Annotated in this window: 16 protein-coding genes; 8 read left to right on the forward strand and 8 right to left on the reverse strand. The window is 61.1% G+C overall.

Going from position 1 to position 16,481, the window contains the following annotated elements; genetic code table 11:
• The first annotated feature begins 41 nt into the window (after positions 1–41).
• Positions 42–836, forward strand: coding sequence for an SDR family NAD(P)-dependent oxidoreductase (locus GO007_RS08285; RefSeq protein WP_095098263.1), 795 nt, complete (start codon positions 42–44; stop codon positions 834–836).
• Positions 837–858: 22 nt separating this feature from the next.
• On the opposite strand, the gene GO007_RS08290 is transcribed toward GO007_RS08285, so the two are convergent.
• The 5 genes from GO007_RS08290 to GO007_RS08310 form a co-directional block, all read right to left on the reverse strand.
• The gene (locus GO007_RS08290; RefSeq protein WP_095098266.1) at positions 859–1,185 is read right to left on the reverse strand and encodes a MerR family transcriptional regulator; all 327 of its coding nucleotides are present in this window, start codon (positions 1,183–1,185) and stop codon (positions 859–861) included.
• A 50-nt stretch (positions 1,186–1,235) separates the two neighbouring features.
• The gene (locus GO007_RS08295; RefSeq protein WP_095098269.1) at positions 1,236–1,691 is read right to left on the reverse strand and encodes a PTS sugar transporter subunit IIA; all 456 of its coding nucleotides are present in this window, start codon (positions 1,689–1,691) and stop codon (positions 1,236–1,238) included.
• Positions 1,688–3,052: a PTS galactitol transporter subunit IIC gene (locus tag GO007_RS08300; protein WP_095098272.1), complete on the reverse strand. Its 1,365-nt coding sequence runs from the start codon at positions 3,050–3,052 to the stop codon at positions 1,688–1,690. The genes GO007_RS08295 and GO007_RS08300 overlap by 4 nt, the downstream gene beginning before the upstream one ends.
• Before the next feature lie 3 nt (positions 3,053–3,055).
• A complete protein-coding gene (locus GO007_RS08305; RefSeq protein WP_095098275.1) occupies positions 3,056–3,337 on the reverse strand; it encodes a PTS sugar transporter subunit IIB in 282 nt (93 codons plus the stop codon).
• 153 nt (positions 3,338–3,490) lie between these two features.
• On the reverse strand, positions 3,491–4,243 hold the full coding sequence (locus GO007_RS08310; RefSeq protein WP_095098278.1) for an AraC family transcriptional regulator: 753 nt from the start codon (positions 4,241–4,243) through the stop codon (positions 3,491–3,493).
• Between the two features lie 214 nt (positions 4,244–4,457).
• On the opposite strand from GO007_RS08310, the gene GO007_RS08315 reads away from it, so the two are divergent.
• Genes GO007_RS08315 through GO007_RS08330 form a run of 4 tightly spaced genes read left to right on the forward strand, consistent with a single transcriptional unit; the run spans position 4,458 to position 11,019 of the window.
• Positions 4,458–6,557, forward strand: coding sequence for a TonB-dependent siderophore receptor (locus tag GO007_RS08315; protein ID WP_223261770.1), 2,100 nt, complete (start codon positions 4,458–4,460; stop codon positions 6,555–6,557).
• 2 nt (positions 6,558–6,559) lie between these two features.
• On the forward strand, positions 6,560–7,417 hold the full coding sequence (locus GO007_RS08320; RefSeq protein WP_095098284.1) for an ABC transporter substrate-binding protein: 858 nt from the start codon (positions 6,560–6,562) through the stop codon (positions 7,415–7,417).
• A complete protein-coding gene (gene fhuB, locus GO007_RS08325; protein ID WP_095098287.1) occupies positions 7,410–9,395 on the forward strand; it encodes a Fe(3+)-hydroxamate ABC transporter permease FhuB in 1,986 nt (661 codons plus the stop codon). Before GO007_RS08320 ends, fhuB begins: the two co-directional genes overlap by 8 nt.
• Before the next feature lie 31 nt (positions 9,396–9,426).
• Positions 9,427–11,019 carry a cyclic peptide export ABC transporter gene (locus tag GO007_RS08330; RefSeq protein WP_095098290.1) on the forward strand — a complete coding sequence of 531 codons (1,593 nt, stop codon included), beginning with the start codon at positions 9,427–9,429 and terminating at the stop codon, positions 11,017–11,019.
• Between the two features lie 5 nt (positions 11,020–11,024).
• On the opposite strand, the gene GO007_RS08335 is transcribed toward GO007_RS08330, so the two are convergent.
• The 3 genes from GO007_RS08335 to GO007_RS08345 all read right to left on the reverse strand — a co-directional run bounded on the left by GO007_RS08335 (position 11,025) and on the right by GO007_RS08345 (position 13,254).
• A complete protein-coding gene (locus GO007_RS08335) occupies positions 11,025–12,218 on the reverse strand; it encodes an MFS transporter (protein ID WP_095098293.1) in 1,194 nt (397 codons plus the stop codon).
• A gap of 93 nt (positions 12,219–12,311) precedes the next feature.
• Positions 12,312–13,073 (reverse strand): transporter substrate-binding domain-containing protein, encoded by a 762-nt coding sequence (locus tag GO007_RS08340; RefSeq protein ID WP_095098296.1) that lies wholly within the window; start codon positions 13,071–13,073, stop codon positions 12,312–12,314.
• Between the two features lie 25 nt (positions 13,074–13,098).
• Positions 13,099–13,254, reverse strand: a complete 156-nt coding sequence (locus tag GO007_RS08345) for a hypothetical protein (RefSeq protein WP_157349161.1) — start codon at positions 13,252–13,254, stop codon at positions 13,099–13,101.
• Between the two features lie 135 nt (positions 13,255–13,389).
• On the opposite strand from GO007_RS08345, the gene GO007_RS08350 reads away from it, so the two are divergent.
• From GO007_RS08350 to GO007_RS08360, 3 genes are read left to right on the forward strand one after another with little or no spacing between them, the layout of a single operon-like run.
• Entirely contained in the window at positions 13,390–14,262 is an 873-nt protein-coding gene (locus GO007_RS08350; protein WP_095098299.1) for a MurR/RpiR family transcriptional regulator, read from the forward strand.
• Positions 14,263–14,299: 37 nt separating this feature from the next.
• Complete coding sequence (gene ddpX / locus GO007_RS08355) at positions 14,300–14,884, forward strand: D-alanyl-D-alanine dipeptidase (RefSeq protein ID WP_095098302.1); 585 nt, start codon at positions 14,300–14,302, stop codon at positions 14,882–14,884.
• Between the two features lie 2 nt (positions 14,885–14,886).
• Positions 14,887–16,443 carry an ABC transporter substrate-binding protein gene (locus GO007_RS08360; protein ID WP_095100060.1) on the forward strand — a complete coding sequence of 519 codons (1,557 nt, stop codon included), beginning with the start codon at positions 14,887–14,889 and terminating at the stop codon, positions 16,441–16,443.
• The last annotated feature ends 38 nt before the right edge of the window (positions 16,444–16,481 follow it).

A 16,481-nucleotide genomic window follows, 5' to 3' on the forward strand; every position in this document is an offset into this window, starting at 1 on the left:
TACGCTTAATGGTCTGTTGCTCACACAATAAGGCCAAGGTTATGAAGATTGATTTATCGGGGAAAGTCGCGCTGGTCACCGCCTCCACGGCAGGCATTGGTTTTGCTATCGCCAAAGGGCTGGCGGCCAGCGGCGCGGAGGTGGTAATTAACGGGCGCAGCGAACGCAGCGTTAACGCGGCCATCTCCCGCTTACAAAACGAAGTTCCTGGCGCCAGAACGCGTCCGGCGGTCGCCGATCTGAGCGGCGCGCAGGGCGTGAATCAGCTGCTGCAGGCGCTGGTCGGCATCGATATTCTGGTCAACAACGCCGGCATCTATGGCCCGCAGGATTTCTATGAAACCGATGACGAGACCTGGGAAAACTACTGGCAGACCAACGTGATGTCCGGCGTGCGCCTGGCGCGCGCCCTGCTGCCGGCGATGGTGCAAAAAGGCTGGGGCCGGGTGGTGTTTATCTCTTCGGAATCGGCGCGCAACATTCCGGCGGACATGATTCACTACGGGGTGACCAAAACCGCCCAGCTGTCGCTGGCGCGCGGGCTGGCGAAATACGTCGCCGGCAGCGGCGTCACCGTCAACAGCGTGCTGCCTGGCCCCACCCTTTCCGACGGCTTTGCCGAAATGATGAAAGAAGAAGTCGCCAGGACCGGGAAACCGCTGGAGCAGCTGGCGAAAGAGTTTGTCATGGCCCATCGCCCCGCGTCGGTGATTCAGCGCGCGGCATCGGTGGAAGAGGTGGCGAATATGGTGGTGTACGTCTGCTCGACCCAGGCCTCGGCGACCTCGGGTGCGGCGCTGCGCGTTGACGGCGGCGTGGTGGACGATATCGTCTGATAACGCGACGCCCGTCCGCCGGCTAGCGGTCGGGCGTTTTTGACGACTCTTTTACGGTGGTCATTTCGTACTTACCCTCAGGATCCATCGCGTTGACCGCTTTTTGCAGCTCCGCCAGCGCAAACTTGAGGGAAGCAACCTCCTCTCGCAGCGCCTGCACTTCCTGTTCCTGAGTGGTACCCCGGCTGGTTTTGGGGAACGCTTCGAAGACGTCCTCTTCGAAAAACATACGAACCTGACGATTATCAACGTTGACCAGCTGGTACTTCAGCCGGCCGCTGTTGATCGCGTTATAGATAGTTTTACGACTCACCATCGCTAACTCTATGACGTCGCTGATTCGTAACATCTTGTCCCTCTTCGCTTCCGGCATCACCGTATTGAGCTCATCAATTTATCTTACTGCGTGACGATGGCATCGGTGAACACTTTTGCAATCTCCTCTGGCGTCATTTTAACGATTTCGTTAACGCGATCGCTATCGGCCAGTAAGGCGAACAAGGATTGAATAATTGCCACCTTTTCGCAAGTTTTATCAATTGCCATCATCACCACGATCTGCGGAACTACCGCCTCCTCAGGCTCATCGGTACGCTGGAACTCGACGCCCGCGAGGTTGATGCCGATGGCAAAACCGGTGCGGTTGACGTGCTCAAACTCGGTATGCGGGATGGCGACGCTGTGGGTCTCCATAAAAATCCCCGTCGGATAGACCTTTTCCCGCTCCAGCACCCCTTCGCTAAAGCTCGGCTTGACCAAACCATCGGCCTGCAGGCTTGCCGCCAGGCGGGTCAGCAACGCCATCCGGCTGACCGCCTCGGTGAACTTCACCACGCGCTGTGCGCTAAACATCATTTGCCCACCTCTGCGTTCGCTTCAGCTATCTGCCCGTTTTCCTGCGCCAGCTTGCGGCGGTTCCACAGCACCAGGGCGATGGTGCACAGGGTCAGGATCCCCACGCCAATCTCTTTTAAATGGAAGCTCTGGATGATAGCCCACGGCAGCATCGCTCCGGCGTAATCCACGCTGCTGATGCTGGTGGTACCCTGCGGCAGAGAGAAGCCGGTACTCACCGCCGTGCTGGTGACGATCGGCGCCAGGTTGGTGCCGATCAGCAGCGCCAGGCTGAGCGTCAGCAGACCGGTAAGCAGCGTGCGGAACATATCGCCACGGCACACCGCGGTAACCAGCACAAAGGCAAACGGCAGACCGGTTAACGAGGCGAAGGGCAGGAACTGGTTGCCCGGAATAATCGCCGCCAGCACCAGCATAATGGGGATCATCAGCATCGATACCGACAGCGTCACCGGATGACCAACGCTGACCGCCGAGTCGAGACCAATGGCGATTTTACCGAACGAGCCGGCGCGCGACTGGGCAATTTCCTGAATACGCTCGCTGATCGGATAGACCCCTTCCATCAGCATTTTAGCCATTCGCGGAATAATGGTCATCACCGCCGCCATAGTAATCGCCGTTTGTAAAATGGCCTTCACTTCAATACCGGCAATAATTCCCAGCAGCGCCCCGATAATTGCGCCAAGCGATGCCGGATCGCCGAGAATAGATAGCCTTTTCTGAATAACCTCGGTATCAATTTTAATATCGCGAATCACCGGAATACGATCGACAATCGCATTGACCAGCCATGCCGCCGGAACAAATGATGCGGAGAAACCGTGCGGCACGGAAATAGACGGCAGGTTCAGGTATTTTTCGACATCGCCGCTGGTACGGTCGGCAATAACCATCGTGATAATACAGTTAATCGCAGCTGCGAAAATACCCAGCCAGAGGCTATCGGTAATAATCGTGACCAGCGAACCGGTAAACGCGTGGTGCCACAGGTTCCAGATATCGACGTTCAGCACCCGGGTGGTTTTGCTGTACAGCATCAGCACGTTAATAGCCACGCACACCGGAATGACCAGGGCGCCGACCCGCGTCCCCATTGCCACCGCCGCCGCAGCGGGCCAGCCCACGTCCAGCACGGTGAGGTTCAGGCCAAAGCGTTCCACCAGCGCGTGGCTGACCGGCGTCAGGGAGTCGATCATCAGATTAACGGTAATGCTTAATCCGATAAAACCAATCCCCACCATTAAACCAGCTTTAAGGGCTTTGCTGAGCGACAGACGTAATATCAGTCCGAGGATCATAAATATTAGCGGCATCATCACTGAAGCGCCCAGGCCCACAATATAATCAACAATAAACATGGCTTAACCCTCGGCGAGAATTAATTCTTTCACGCTGCTGAAAACTTTATCGGTGCCCATGCCGGTCAACAGCGGCAGAGCGTTAATAACCGGAACGGAAAGCGCAACGGGTGAAGTCGAGACAATAAAATCAATATCATCACGCGTTTTAGCTTCCGCCACGGTGCCCTGCGAAATACGCACCTTGTCGAGGAGATTTTCTTTTTTCAGGAACTCCTGCAGCTTGTTTAATGCAACGGTGCTGGTTGCTACGCCAGCGCCACAACAAATCATCATGTGTTTCATGAGTATTCCTCTCCGTTTTGGTTGAGAGGATTAAATCATGACGGCGGGTTAAGAATTGTGATCAGTGTGTAATTTTACACACTGAGTACACATAGAATGAGATTAAACACATAACACATTGATAGTAATTAATATTTATTTAAAGCGTCTCTTCTACCCCTTCACGCCGGTGGCCTGGATATAGCGCTGGGGCGAAACGCCCAGCTTTTTGCGAAACATGGCGATAAACGCGCTGGCGCTGGCGTAGCCCAGATCGTTTGCCAGGGTGCTCACCGCCACGCCGCGGGCCAGATTACACACCGCCTCCAGCAGGCGAATTTGCTGGCGCCATTCGGAAAAACTCAAATGCGTCTCTTCGCGAAACAGCCGCGCCAGGGTCCGCTCGCTGGCCCCTACCTTTTGCCCCCACCAGGCAAGGGTCGCCGCGTGATCCAGCTCGCGACAAAGCGTATCGCACACCTGACGCACCCGGCGGTCGCTGGGCAGCGTCACGTGGCACAGGGCGCAGGCAGGCAAACGCGCAAGCTCGTCGCTCAGCAGGGCGTAAACCAACGCCTGCCGCTCCGCCGTCAGCCCCTCTTCGAAGCCAGCGGCGATAAGCGCTTGCAGCAGCGGCGTAGCGGACAGGCCGCGGCAGCGGTCGCCGAACTGTCGGGACGCCGGAGGCGTTAAATAGAGATTTTGCGTTACCACGTGGTCAACCGCCTGCAGGCCGTGCGGCAGGCCGCCAGGCAGCCAGATGGCGCGCCCCGGCGACAGCAGCCAGATATGCTGCGGGGTAACAATTTTCGCCACCCCGCGCAGCGGGTAGATCAGCTGCCCCTGTTCATGTTGATGAACCGGCTCTTCGCTGCCCGGGGTGTACTTCAGCTGGCGCAGCCCTTCAATCGCATGCTGGGTTGTCATCTTCACCTGCCCTTTGTCTGATTCTCACCATTTGTGCTTACTGCTGCGTTTAGAGACAACTTTTGTCCGAATGGCGACATCCAGGTGACCAGTGGCGCCATTCTGCCACGGACGGTCTTCTCTTTTAAAGGTGAATAATTATCATTTCCATCCAATTCTAATAACAGTCGGAAATGCTATGAGACAGATTGGCAAGCTTTTCAGGGATAAACCGTTGAAAGTACTGGCATGTACGATCATCGCAGGATACAGCGGACAGGCCTTCACTGCGGATAACGGGCAGGATAGCACAAAAGAACAGACGATGGTGGTCACCGCCGCTCCCGACGTCCAGGGGCAGGATGACGAAAGCAATATCGTCCCCCATAGCGCGACGGCGGCCAGCAAATCCAGCCAGCTGATTAGCCGCACCGCGCAAAGTATTGCGGTCGTCACCCAGGCGCAAATTGAGGCCCAGGCGGCGAAAACGATCCCGGAAGCGCTGCGCTACGTCTCCGGCGTCTCGTCGGAAAGCTCCGGACCGGATACCCGTTTCGACACCATTATGGTGCGCGGATTTGAAGCCGATGAGTATCTCGACGGCCTGCGTCTGCCGCGCGAAGCCTGGTGGAGCCGGCCGGCGTGGGACCCGTTCCTGCTGTCGCGCATCGAAGTCGTCAAAGGCCCGGCCTCGGTGCTTTACGGCCAGGCTAACCCCGGCGGGATCGTCAACATGGTCAGCAAGACCCCGCAGGCCGAACCCGGCGGCCAGGTGTACGTCACCGCCGGCAACAATAACCTGTTTGGTACCGGCTTCGACGCGACCGGGCCGCTGAATGATGATAAAACCCTGCTGGGCCGCGTCGCGGGCACCTTTTTCGATACCGAAACCCAGGTCGATCACACCCGCTATCAGCACTATGCCATCGCCCCGTCGTTAACCTGGCAGCCGAGCGATCGCACCAGCCTGACGCTCCTGGCGCAGCTGCGCAAGGACCCGGACAGCGGTTTCTACAACCAGATGCCGGTCTCCGGCACGCTGACGCATAATCCGAACGGCCAAATATCCTCCAGCTTCTACGGCGGCCAGCCCGGCTTCGATAAATACGAGCGCAAGCAGGGCAGCATCGGCTATCAGTTCCGCCACGACTTCAACGATACGGTCACCTTCCGCCAGAACCTGCGCTATATCAGCAGCACCGGCGACTACCTGATGGTCTATCCGTGGGGCGCGCACGCCGACGCGCCGCTGATTGACCGCTACTCGATGAACCTGAAAGAGACGATGGTCAACTTCGCGGTGGATAACCAGGCGGAGTTCCATCTGCAAACCGGCCCGCTGAAGCACACCCTGCTGGCCGGTATTGACCGCATGCACAGCTCGGTGCGCAGCCAGTCCGGCTACGGCGACGCCAGCCCGATCAACTATCGCGATCCGGACTACAGCACCCCGGTGGAAAAGCCGCCTTTCGACAGCAGCACCCACTCGACGATGGATCAGACCGGCCTCTATTTGCAGGATCAGCTGGAGTGGAACAGCTGGATCATGAGCCTTGCCGGGCGCTACGACGCGGCGAAAACCAAAAGCACCAACCTGATCACCGACGCGCGCAGCGAGCGTAACGACTACGCCACCACCGGCCGCGCCGGGCTGCTCTACCACTTCGATAACGGCCTCGCGCCCTACGTCAGCTACTCCACGTCGTTCGTGCCGAGCAGCAGCAGCGATTTCTACGGACGCGCCTTTAAGCCCACCGAAGGTAAGCAGTCGGAGATTGGCCTGAAGTACGATCCGGTCGGCCTCGACGCCCTGTTTATCCTCGCGCTGTTTAACCTGCGCGAAACCAACGTCGCTACGCCCGATCCCGATCACGCCAACTTCAGCGTGCAGACCGGCGAGATCCGCTCCCGGGGGATCGAGCTGGACGGGAAAATCAACATCACCCCGGCCTGGTCGGTGCTGGCATCCTGGGCCTTAACCGATCCGCAGGTCACCAGCGCCAACGACGGCAGCGAAGGCAAGCATCCGGTAGGGATTGCCCGCAACAGCGCCAAACTGTGGACGCAATATGCGCTCAGCGGCCCGCTGGACGGCTTCTCAATCGGCGGCGGCGTGCGCTACGTCGGCAGCAGCTACGCCACCACCGATAACAGCCTGAAGGTCCCGGCCGCCACGGTGTACGATGCGCGATTGGGCTATCAGTGGCGCGAGTGGGGCGTGGCGCTTAACGCCGCCAACCTGACCAACAAAACCTATCTCGCCTCCTGCCAGGATAACGGCTGCGAATATGCGATGAAGCGCCAGCTGGTAGCCACCGTGAACTACAAGTGGTAACCATGCTTTCACGACGCAGGTTGTTAACCGCCGCTCTGCTGGCCCCCGCGCTGTCGTGGGCCAGCGGTACGCCGGTGCCGCAACGGCTGGCGGTGCTGGACTGGGGGCTGGCGGAGACGATCCTCGCCCTCGGCGTGACGCCGGCCGGCGTTTCGGCGCCGGCGTGGTATCGCAAACTGATCCCTACCCCCGCCCTGCCGCAGACGGTGCAGGACCTGGGGCTGCTGTTTCAGCCGAACCTCGAAACCCTCTACGCGCTGCGTCCTGACCGCATTGTGGTCACTCCCCAGCACGTCCTGCTCAAGCCAGCCCTCGAAAAGATAGCCCCGATCCTGACGCTTCCCGCCCACGGGCTGGGCGCGTTTATCGAATCCACGCGCCGGCTCGGCGCCACGCTGCAGCGCCAGGCGCAGGCGGAGAGCCTGCTCGCCCGCCTGCATCAGCAAATCGCCCGCGCCCGCGGCTACGCGCAAACCCTGCGCCAGCCGGTGATATTCGCCGCCCCGGTCGATGCCCTGCACCTGCAGCTCTATACCAGCGGCAGCCTGCCGGGCGACGTGCTGGCGGCCTGCGGCATGCGCAACGGCTGGCCCGGCGGCGGCGGGGCGGAGGGGAACGTGCTGATGGAGCTAACCCGCATCGCCACCCTCGACGCGCGGCTGATCCTGCTGGTGGCCGAAGATCGGCGCGACGCGGTGGCCCGCTGGCGGCAAAGCTCGCTCTGGCTGCGCCTGCCGCTGACCTCACGTTACCCGATCGGGCTGATCGAGCAGCCCATCAGCGACGCCGGGGCGCTGATCACCGCCGGGCGTTTTGCCGATATTTTCAGCCAGCTGATGGCGGGGTGGCGCGATGCCTGAATCCTTTTCCCGCCGCCTGTCGTGGGGCGTTATCGCCATCCTGTGGCTGATTTCCCTGCTGCTGGCGGTCAGCGACGTACTGCATCAGGGCGGATTTCATGCGCTGTTCAGCGCGCAAAACGCGCAGCCGACGGCGATTATCCTGCACGGCATGTGGCTCCCGCGTCAGGGAATGGCCATCGTCAGCGGCGCAACGCTCGGGCTGTGCGGCTGGCTGATGCAGCGCGCGCTGCGCAATCCGCTGGCGGAGCCGATGACCCTCGGCCTGACCTCGGGAGCGACCCTGGCGATGGGGCTGGCGTCGCTGTGGCTGCCGACGCTAACGGGCGGGCCGCGGATGGCGGTGATTATCGGCGGCGAGCTGGCGGCGCTGCTGCTGGTGCTGCTGCTGAGCTGGCGCCAGCGCCTCTCCCCGCTGGTGATGATTCAGGCCGGCATGATGATCAACCTGTGGTGCGGCGCGCTGACGATGCTGATCGCTATCGTCAACGACCGCTTTCTGCTGACCGTCCTGATGTGGGGCGGCGGCTCTCTGGCGCAGGAAGATGGTCATCTGCTGCTGACGCTGCTGCCGTGGCTGGCGCTGTGCATGCTCCTGCTGGCCCTGCTGTTCCGCCCGCTGGAGCTGCTGCAGCTGCCGGAAACGATGGTCAGCGGCCTCGGCGCCTCGCCGCTGCGCATTCGCGGCGCCGCGGTCGCGCTGGCGCTGGCGATGAGCGCGCTGATTATCAATGCCGTCGGGGTGATTGGCTTTCTCGGCCTCGCCGCGCCGCACCTTGCGCGCTTTGGCGGCGCCCGCACGTCGCGCCAGCTGATGCTGCATAGCGCGCTGACCGGCGCCGGCCTGCTGTGGTTTACCGACCTCTGCGTGTCAAAGGTTTCTCTGTTCAACGGCCAGCTGCTGCCGGTGGGGATGCTGACCGCGCTAACCGGCGGGCCGCTGCTGATCCTGCTGGCGCGCCACGCCCGCCAGCACGGGATTGATACCTCCCCGCCGCCGCTGGTTTCGGCGCGCTCCGCCGGCCGCTGGGTGCCGTGGGCGGCGGCTCTGACGCTGGCGGCGGCAATAGTGATTTCGCTGTTCCTCGGCCACGGGCTAAGCCACTGGCACTGGGCAACCCGCGGCGAACTGGCGCAGCTGCTGCCGCTGCGGATACCTCGGCTGCTGGCGGCCATCAGCGCCGGCGCCCTGCTGGCCGCAGCGGGCGTCCTGATGCAGCGGGTCAGCGGCAACCCGCTGGCCAGCCCGGAAGTGCTGGGCATCGGCGGCGGCGCGGCGATGGGAGTAACGGTCTATATTCTGCTGTTCCCCGCTCAGGGAAGCGGTTTTCTGCTGCTCAGCAGCCTGGCCGGGGCGCTCATCAGCCTGCTGCTGACGATGTGGAATAGCCGCCGCAGCGCCTTTAATCCGCAGCGGGTATTGCTCAACGGCCTGGCGCTGAACGCCCTTTGTCAGGCGGCGGTGAGCATCGTGATGCTCAACAACCTTGCCGCCAGCTCGATACTGCTGCCGCTGATGACCGGCAGCACCTACTACATCAGCGCCCCGCTGGCTCAGGTTTTATTTATCGCCACCCTGATCCTGCTGGCTCTGACGCCGCTGTTTCGCCGCTGGCTGGTACTGCTACCGCTGGGCAGCGTCGCCGGCTCGCTGGGCGTTTCCCTGCCCCGTGCCCGCCTGGGCGTGCTGGCGCTGGCGGCGGTCATGACCGGGCTGGCGACCCTGCTGGTGGGCCCGGTGTCGTTTATTGGCCTGCTGGGGCCGCATCTGGCGCGCCGGCTCGGGGTCAAGGGGCCGCTGGCTCAGCTGTACGCCGCGGCGCTGCTGTCGGCGGGCATTATGACGGTCGCCGACTGGCTAGGGCGCAATGCGCTCTATCCGCGCCAGCTGCCGGTTGGGCTGGTGGCATCGCTTATCGGCGTTCCGCTGCTGGTCTGGCCGCTGATCCGCTCCAGGGCCCATCGTCAATCCGCATAACGCGTTGTGAGCAATGAATAAGGAATTTCGCATGTCGGTGTTGTTGATTTTATTTCGAATGGTCGGCGGCTGGCTGCTGCTGGCGGTGGTCGCCGGGCTGATTAGCGGTTTTAGCAACGCCTCGCTGCTGGCCATGATTAACCACAGCCTGACGCTGCCGCAGACCGAGCGCTGGCTCGGGCCCGGCGTCCAGTTTGCGCTGCTGGCGCTGCTGATGCTGGCAGCCCGCGTGATCTCGCAGACTACCTTTATGTATCTCGGCCAGAAGGTGAAAGCCCGCCTGCGCGGCGAGCTGACCCGGCAGGTCAGCGAAACCCGCTGGCTGCAGCTGGAGAAGTCCGGGATGAGCAAAACGATATCGGTGCTCACCCAGGACCTCGACACCCTGGTGGTGTTTTTCGTCAGCCTGCCCAACCTGTTCATCTACGGCGCGGTGATCGCCGGCTGCCTGGTTTATCTCGCCACCCTCTCCGCCAGCGTCCTCGGGCTGGCGCTGGCGGCAATCGCCCTCGGCAGCCTCGGCTATCGCGCCGCGCACGGTCGGGCGATGGGGCTGCTGCGCCAGTCGCGGCAGCGGGAAGATACCCTGATTCAGCAGTGCAAAAAGCTGTTCGACGGCGGACGCGAATATCGGCTTAACGCCGACCGTCGCCGTCGGTTTGTCTCCGGCGAGCTGGCCGATAATATCGAGGCCGTGCGCCGGCAGCGTACCCGCGGCTACGTGCTGTACGGACTCGCCACCAGCTGGGGCAGCATTTTGTTCTTTGCCTTTATCGGCCTGGTGCTGTTCGGCCTGCGCGATCTGCTGCTGCTGGAGCCGGCGACCATCACCGGCTACGTCATGATATTTCTGTATATGATTGTGCCGGTGGAGGGTGTGCTGTCGTCGCTGCCGACCCTCGCCAGCGCCAGGGTCGCGCTGCAGCGGGTGCAGCAGCTGCGCGACGATCTGCCGCCGGAGCAGCCGCAGCGCCCCTTGCCTGTTGAACCCTTTCGCTCCCTGGCGCTGGAAGAGATCCGCTATCGGTACCAGGGCGAAGATGGGGAGCGCTTCACCCTCGGCCCGCTCGATATGCGCTTCTCCCCGGGCGAGCTGGTGTTTATCGTCGGCGGCAACGGCAGCGGTAAAACCACCCTCGCTAACCTGCTGGTGGGACTCTATCCGCCGGATAGCGGCGCGATTGTGCTTAACGGCCGCGCCGTCGCCGGCGACCAGCAGGAGGGCTATCGCCAGCTATTCTCGGCGGTATTTAACGACTTTTTCCTTTTCGACGACGTGGCGTTTGTCCACGAGCGCACGGCGGAGCAGGTTAACCATCTGCTGCAGTTCCTGAAGCTGCAGCACAAGGTCCGTTTTACCGAGGGACGGTTCTCAACCACCGCCCTGTCGCAGGGACAGCGCAAGCGGCTGGCGCTGCTGCAGGCGTGGCTTGAGGAGCGCCCGCTGTACCTGTTCGACGAGTGGGCGGCCGATCAGGACCCGGAGTTTAAGGCGGTGTTTTATCTTGAGCTCCTGCCGATGCTGAAGGCCGAGGGCAAAACCATCGTCGCCATCACCCACGACGATCGCTACTTCCACCTCGCGGACCGCATTATCAAGCTGGAGTCGGGGCGGATCGTATAGGTGCCTCAGGGTTGGCGCTTAGCACGCGCGCCGATAAGCAGCGCCGCCAGCGCCGCCATCACCGGAACCAGCGAGCCCCAAAGTACGGCGTTCCAGCCGAAGAGATTCATCAGCGCGCCGGAGGCGAAGGCCCCCACCATCATCACGCCGAAGACGATAAAGTCGTTCAGCGACTGCACCTGGGTTTTCTCTTCCGGACGATGGAAATCCATAATCTGCGTCGAGGCGCCGGTGAAACCGAAGTTCCAGCCGATGCCCAGCAGAATGAGCGATATCCAGTAGTGCATCACCTCGGTCCCGGCCAGCCCAACCAGTACCGACAGCGCGAGAAGAGCCAGCCCCGCCTCATTAATTCGCCCGGCGCCAAAGCGGGCGATCAGCCTGCCGGTAAAAAAGCCGGGGCCGTACATCGCCACCACGTGCCACTGAATGCCGAGGTTCGACGCCTGCTGTGAAATCCCGTGCAGGTGCATGGAGAGCGGCGCGGCGGTCATCAGGAAGTTCATCACCATGTAGGCCACCGCCCCGCTGAATACCGTGCGGGCGAAACCCGGCTGGCGCACGATCTCCCCGAGCGGGCGGCCGCCGCTCCGCGCCTGGGCCACCGGCTCTGCGGACTTGACCCCCAGCAGCACCAGCGCTGAAACCGCCGCCACCGCGCCCTGGGCAATAAAGGTCATGGCGAAGGTATGCGCCGGCCACAGGTCCATCGTGCCGGTCACCAGCATCGGGCCGATCACCCCGGCGGCCACGCCGCCGCCCATTACCAGCGACAGCGCCCGGGCGCGGCGCTCAACGCCGACGCCGTCCGTGGCGGCAAAACGAAACGAGACCGCCACCGCCGCGTAGGCTCCGCCCAAAAATGCCGCCACGCAGAAGAGCCAGAATGCGCCGAGCACCACCGCCAGAGCGGCCAGCAGGCCGGTCAGGACCCCGGCGCCGGTTCCCAGCATAAAGACCGCCTGGCGCCCGCGCTTTCTGGCAAGAAAGCCAAAGGGTAAAATGCAGGCCGCCATCCCGAGGACAAAAATGGCGATCGGCAGCGTGGCAAGGGTGCTATCGGGGGCAATGGCGTTGCCGACAATCGCCCCGGTGGCGTAAAAGACCACCGAGTTGGCCCCCGCCAGCGCCTGAGCCGTAGCCAGACGGATAATATTGTTGTTTTGCTGCCTGACGGGCAGGGTTATCTCAGCGTTCATAAATTTTCGTTATCCGGTTTCGATGCGGCCGCAGCACGCCTGCGCGGCGGGTAAAACAGTCACTTTACCCGGCAACGAGACAATCGCCAGCGCCTATTCGTGAATTTTCCACTTCTGCTTGAGCACATTTTTATCCTGGCTATCCAGCCAGCGGTTGACCTTCTCCAGCAGCGGCTGATTATCCTTTTTCATCATGTACACCTTAAAACTGGCGGTTCCCGGGAAGGGCCGTTCGTTGGCGACGCAAAAGACGCCGGGCTCTTTATTCTGGTAATAGATGCCCTCAATCAGGTCGGTCACCATCATATCGGCGGTTTTCTGCCGCAGCGCTTCCAGGTTATCAACGTTGTTTTTCACCCGGATAATCTGCGCATGTTTAATATGCGCATCAACATAGCTTTGATTGGTACCGCCGGGGTTCACAATCACCTTCACGTTCGGCCGATCGATTTTTTCGAGGCTCCCCAGCGCCGGCGCGGCCATGCAGCTGGCGAGGGCAATTTTGCCGTTGGCGACCACCGGATGGCTGAGGGCGAAATCTTTGGCCCGCTCCGGCGTTTCGGTGACGCCACCCATGGCGATATCAAACTTATCGGCCTGCAGATCGCCCGACAGAGTCGGCCAGCTGGTCTGCACGAACGTCACCTTAAGGCCCAGCTTCTCGCCAAGATCTTTTGCCATATCAACGTCATAACCGAGCAGCTCGCCGACGCCATTATGAAACGCCAGCGGGGCGTAATCTCCCGGCACGCCGACCTTCAGCTCGCCGCTTTGCTGAATTGTTTGCATATCACGTGCCAGGCTGCTGCAGGCAATGCTCGCCAGCGCCAGGGCAATACAAACCTTAATCTTCATACAATCATCCTTATTAATTAGTCAGTTATGTTAATTCTTCACGCCTGATGTCCGCCGGTTTTCTTTTTTCGTTAACGGGCATTAATGATAATTTTGTTAACCATATGTTTTCTTTTTGTGATGCACAACCAGGAAATGTTGCACCTTCTTTGTGCATATTTTGGCGAAAATCTACGCTCATAGTTCGCCTGCCTCCACTCTTTTCCCCGTAATACCGCAAACGACGGTGTTCCGTAATAGATGGCATGCATCGTGCTTTGTTAGCTGAGTAACAGCGGAATGGTTTATGAGAGCCAAATATCACCGGGGGGTAAGGATGAACGATAATAGCGATGGGCTGTTTCGCACCATTGAGGCGACCTTTAGCCAGCTGACGCCTAGCGAAAAGCGCATCGGCAGCTGGCTGCTGAGCCATCGCCAGCATATCCCCTTTGAGACCGCTGACAGCATTGCCCAGGCGACCGGTACCAGCGGGATCACCGTCGGACGCTATCTGCGCAAGCTGGGCTACCGCAACCTCGACGACGTCAAAAACAGCCTGAAGGATCGCGCGCCGGTGCCCTATAAGCACTGGGGCGTCATCGATCGCCTCGACTCCTGGGAGCAGCAGCAGGCGCAGCCCGACCGCGCCAGCCTGTCGCTGCAGATGGAGCTTGACGCTATCCGCTACGTCTACCAACTGGCGCAGGAAGAGACCTTTGCCCGCATCAGCGAACGGATTGCGCAGGCCGACACGGTGATTGTGATCGGCATTCAGTCAACGCGCGGTCTTGCCAACACCTTTTTTAGCCATCTTGAATACCTGCGCCCGCGGGTGACCTACGCCGACGGCAGCTCCGGCAGCTGGCTGGAGGCGCTGAACTCCGAATATGAGCATCCTTATGTGGTGATCACCGATACCCGCGCCTACTCCAGCACCGCCCGCCAGTTTTGCCGGGTGGCCGCCGACCGGCGCATTGCCACCGCGCTGGTGACCGACATCTGGTGCCCGTGGGCCCGCGACTATCCGCTCGATCTGCTGCAGGTCAAAACCGATACCGGCCACTTTTGGGATTCGCCCGCGCCAATCAGCTGTCTTTTCAACCTGCTGCTCTCGGCGGTGGTCGAACGGCTCGGCCCGTCGCTGTCGCAGCGCCTGGCTGAGAACCGCGCGCTGCAGCAGGAATTTGGTCAATTTGAACGTGAATAAGCGCCTGCTCGCCAGGCTCCAGGACAGGAAATAACAGATGAATCAGCAAGTCTCTCTGGTCGATATCCGCGCGCGGTTTCCGGCGCTCCCCGTCGACCTCAAGTACGCCAGCGCCGATAACATTACCGGCCAGCCCATTTATGCCGAAGCCCGCTGCCTGCTGCACCCGGATGCGGCGGCGGCGCTGGAGAAGTCTCTGCGCATCGCCCGGCTGGCCGGCCTGACGCTGCTGGTTCTCGATGCCTATCGTCCGCAGCAGGCTCAGCAGCTGCTGTGGAACGCCTGTCCGAATCAGGACTACGTGGTGCCGATTGCGCTGGGTTCGAACCACAGCCGCGGTACCGCCATCGATGTGACGTTACTCGACGAAAACGGCCAGCCGCTGGATATGGGCACCGCCTTCGATGAGATGGATGACCTGTCCCACCCTTACCACCCGGCGCTTCCCGAGGCCGCTCAGCGTAACCGCCTGCTGCTGAACGCCATTATGTTTGGCGGCGGCTTTAAGGGTATTTCCACGGAATGGTGGCACTTCGAACTACCGGACGCGGCCGGTTATCCGCTCCTTGATGATGTTTTTGCCTGCCTGGCCCCGGCCAGGACTGACGGAGTTACGCCATGAAAATGATTCGCACCCCCTTAACCGCTTTTCGCCCACTGCTGCTGGCCGTCGCGCTGGCCGCCGCCGTCGCGCCGGCCTATGCCGCGGTCCCCAAAGATATGCTGGTCATCGGCAAAGCCGCCGATCCGCAGACCCTCGATCCGGCCGTGACCATCGATAACAACGACTGGACGGTCACCTACCCGGCCTACCAGCGGCTGGTAAAATATAAAACCGAGGACGGGAAAGGTTCGACGGACGTCGAGGGCGAGCTGGCGGAAAGCTGGCTGGTCTCTGATGACGGCAAAACCTGGACCTTTACGCTGCACAAAAGCATGCAGTTTGCCGACGGCTCGCCGGTGACGGCCGAGGCGGTCAAGCTCTCGTTCGAGCGCCTGATGCGCATTAAGCAGGGTCCTTCGGAAGCCTTCCCGAGCGGGCTGAAAATTGATGCCGTCGATCCCACCACGGTCCGCTTCACTCTGCCGGAGCCTTTCGCTCCGTTCCTGCATACCCTCGCCAACGACGGCGCGTCGATCGTTAACCCGGCGGTGCTGAAGGCCAACGCCGCCGACGACGCCCGCGGCTGGCTGGCGGAGCACACCGCCGGCTCCGGCGCCTACATGCTGCAGCGCTGGCAGAAAGGCCAGCAGCTGGTGCTGGTGCCCAATCCGCACTACAGCGGCATTAAACCCGTCTTTAAGCGGGTAACGGTGAAGATTATCGGCGAAAGCTCCGCCCGTCGCCTGCAGCTGACCAAGGGCGATCTGGATATTGCCGATGCCCTGCCGGTAGACCAGTTCGCGGCGCTGAAAAAAGAGGATAGCGTCGCGGTATATGACTATCCGGCGCTGCGCGTCACCTACCTGTACCTTAACAACGGCAAGGCGCCGATGAATCAGGTCGATTTACGCCGCGCCGTCTCCTGGGCCACCGACTATAAAGGGATGGTCAGCGGCATCCTCGGCGGCAACGGCAAGCAGATGCGCGGCCCGATCCCGGACGGCATGTGGGGCTTTGACGCCAGCGCCATGCAGTACTCCCTCGATATGGACAAAGCCAAAGCCGCGCTGGAGAAAGTGGCGGATAAGCCCAAAACCCTGTCGTTCCTCTACTCCGATAATGACCCTAACTGGGAGCCTATCGCCCTCTCCACCCAGGCGAATCTGCAGGCGCTGGGTATCCAGGTGAAGCTCGAAAAGCTGGCTAACGCCACCATGCGCGAGCGGATTGGCAAAGGGGATTACGACATCGCCATCGGCAACTGGAGCCCGGATTTCGCCGACCCCTATATGTTCATGAACTACTGGTTTGAGTCGGATAAAAAAGGGCTGCCGGGCAACCGTTCATTCTATGAAAATCCTCAGGTTGACGCCCTGCTCAAGAAGGCGGTCTCCACCGCCGATCAGGCGCAGAGAACCGCGGATTATCAGGCGGCGCAGAAAACGGTTATCGATGAGGCCGCCTACGTCTATCTGTTCCAGAAAAACTATCAGGTGGCGATGAACAAAGAGGTCAAAGGCTTCGTCTTTAACCCGATGCTCGAACAGATCTTCAATATTGCCGAGATGCACAAATAGCGGGCCGCACCTTAACCTTGTGATGCCGGGCAGCCATC

The organism is Klebsiella sp. 10-1 (assembly GCF_009758445.1).
Classification (GTDB): domain Bacteria; phylum Pseudomonadota; class Gammaproteobacteria; order Enterobacterales; family Enterobacteriaceae; genus Klebsiella; species Klebsiella scottii.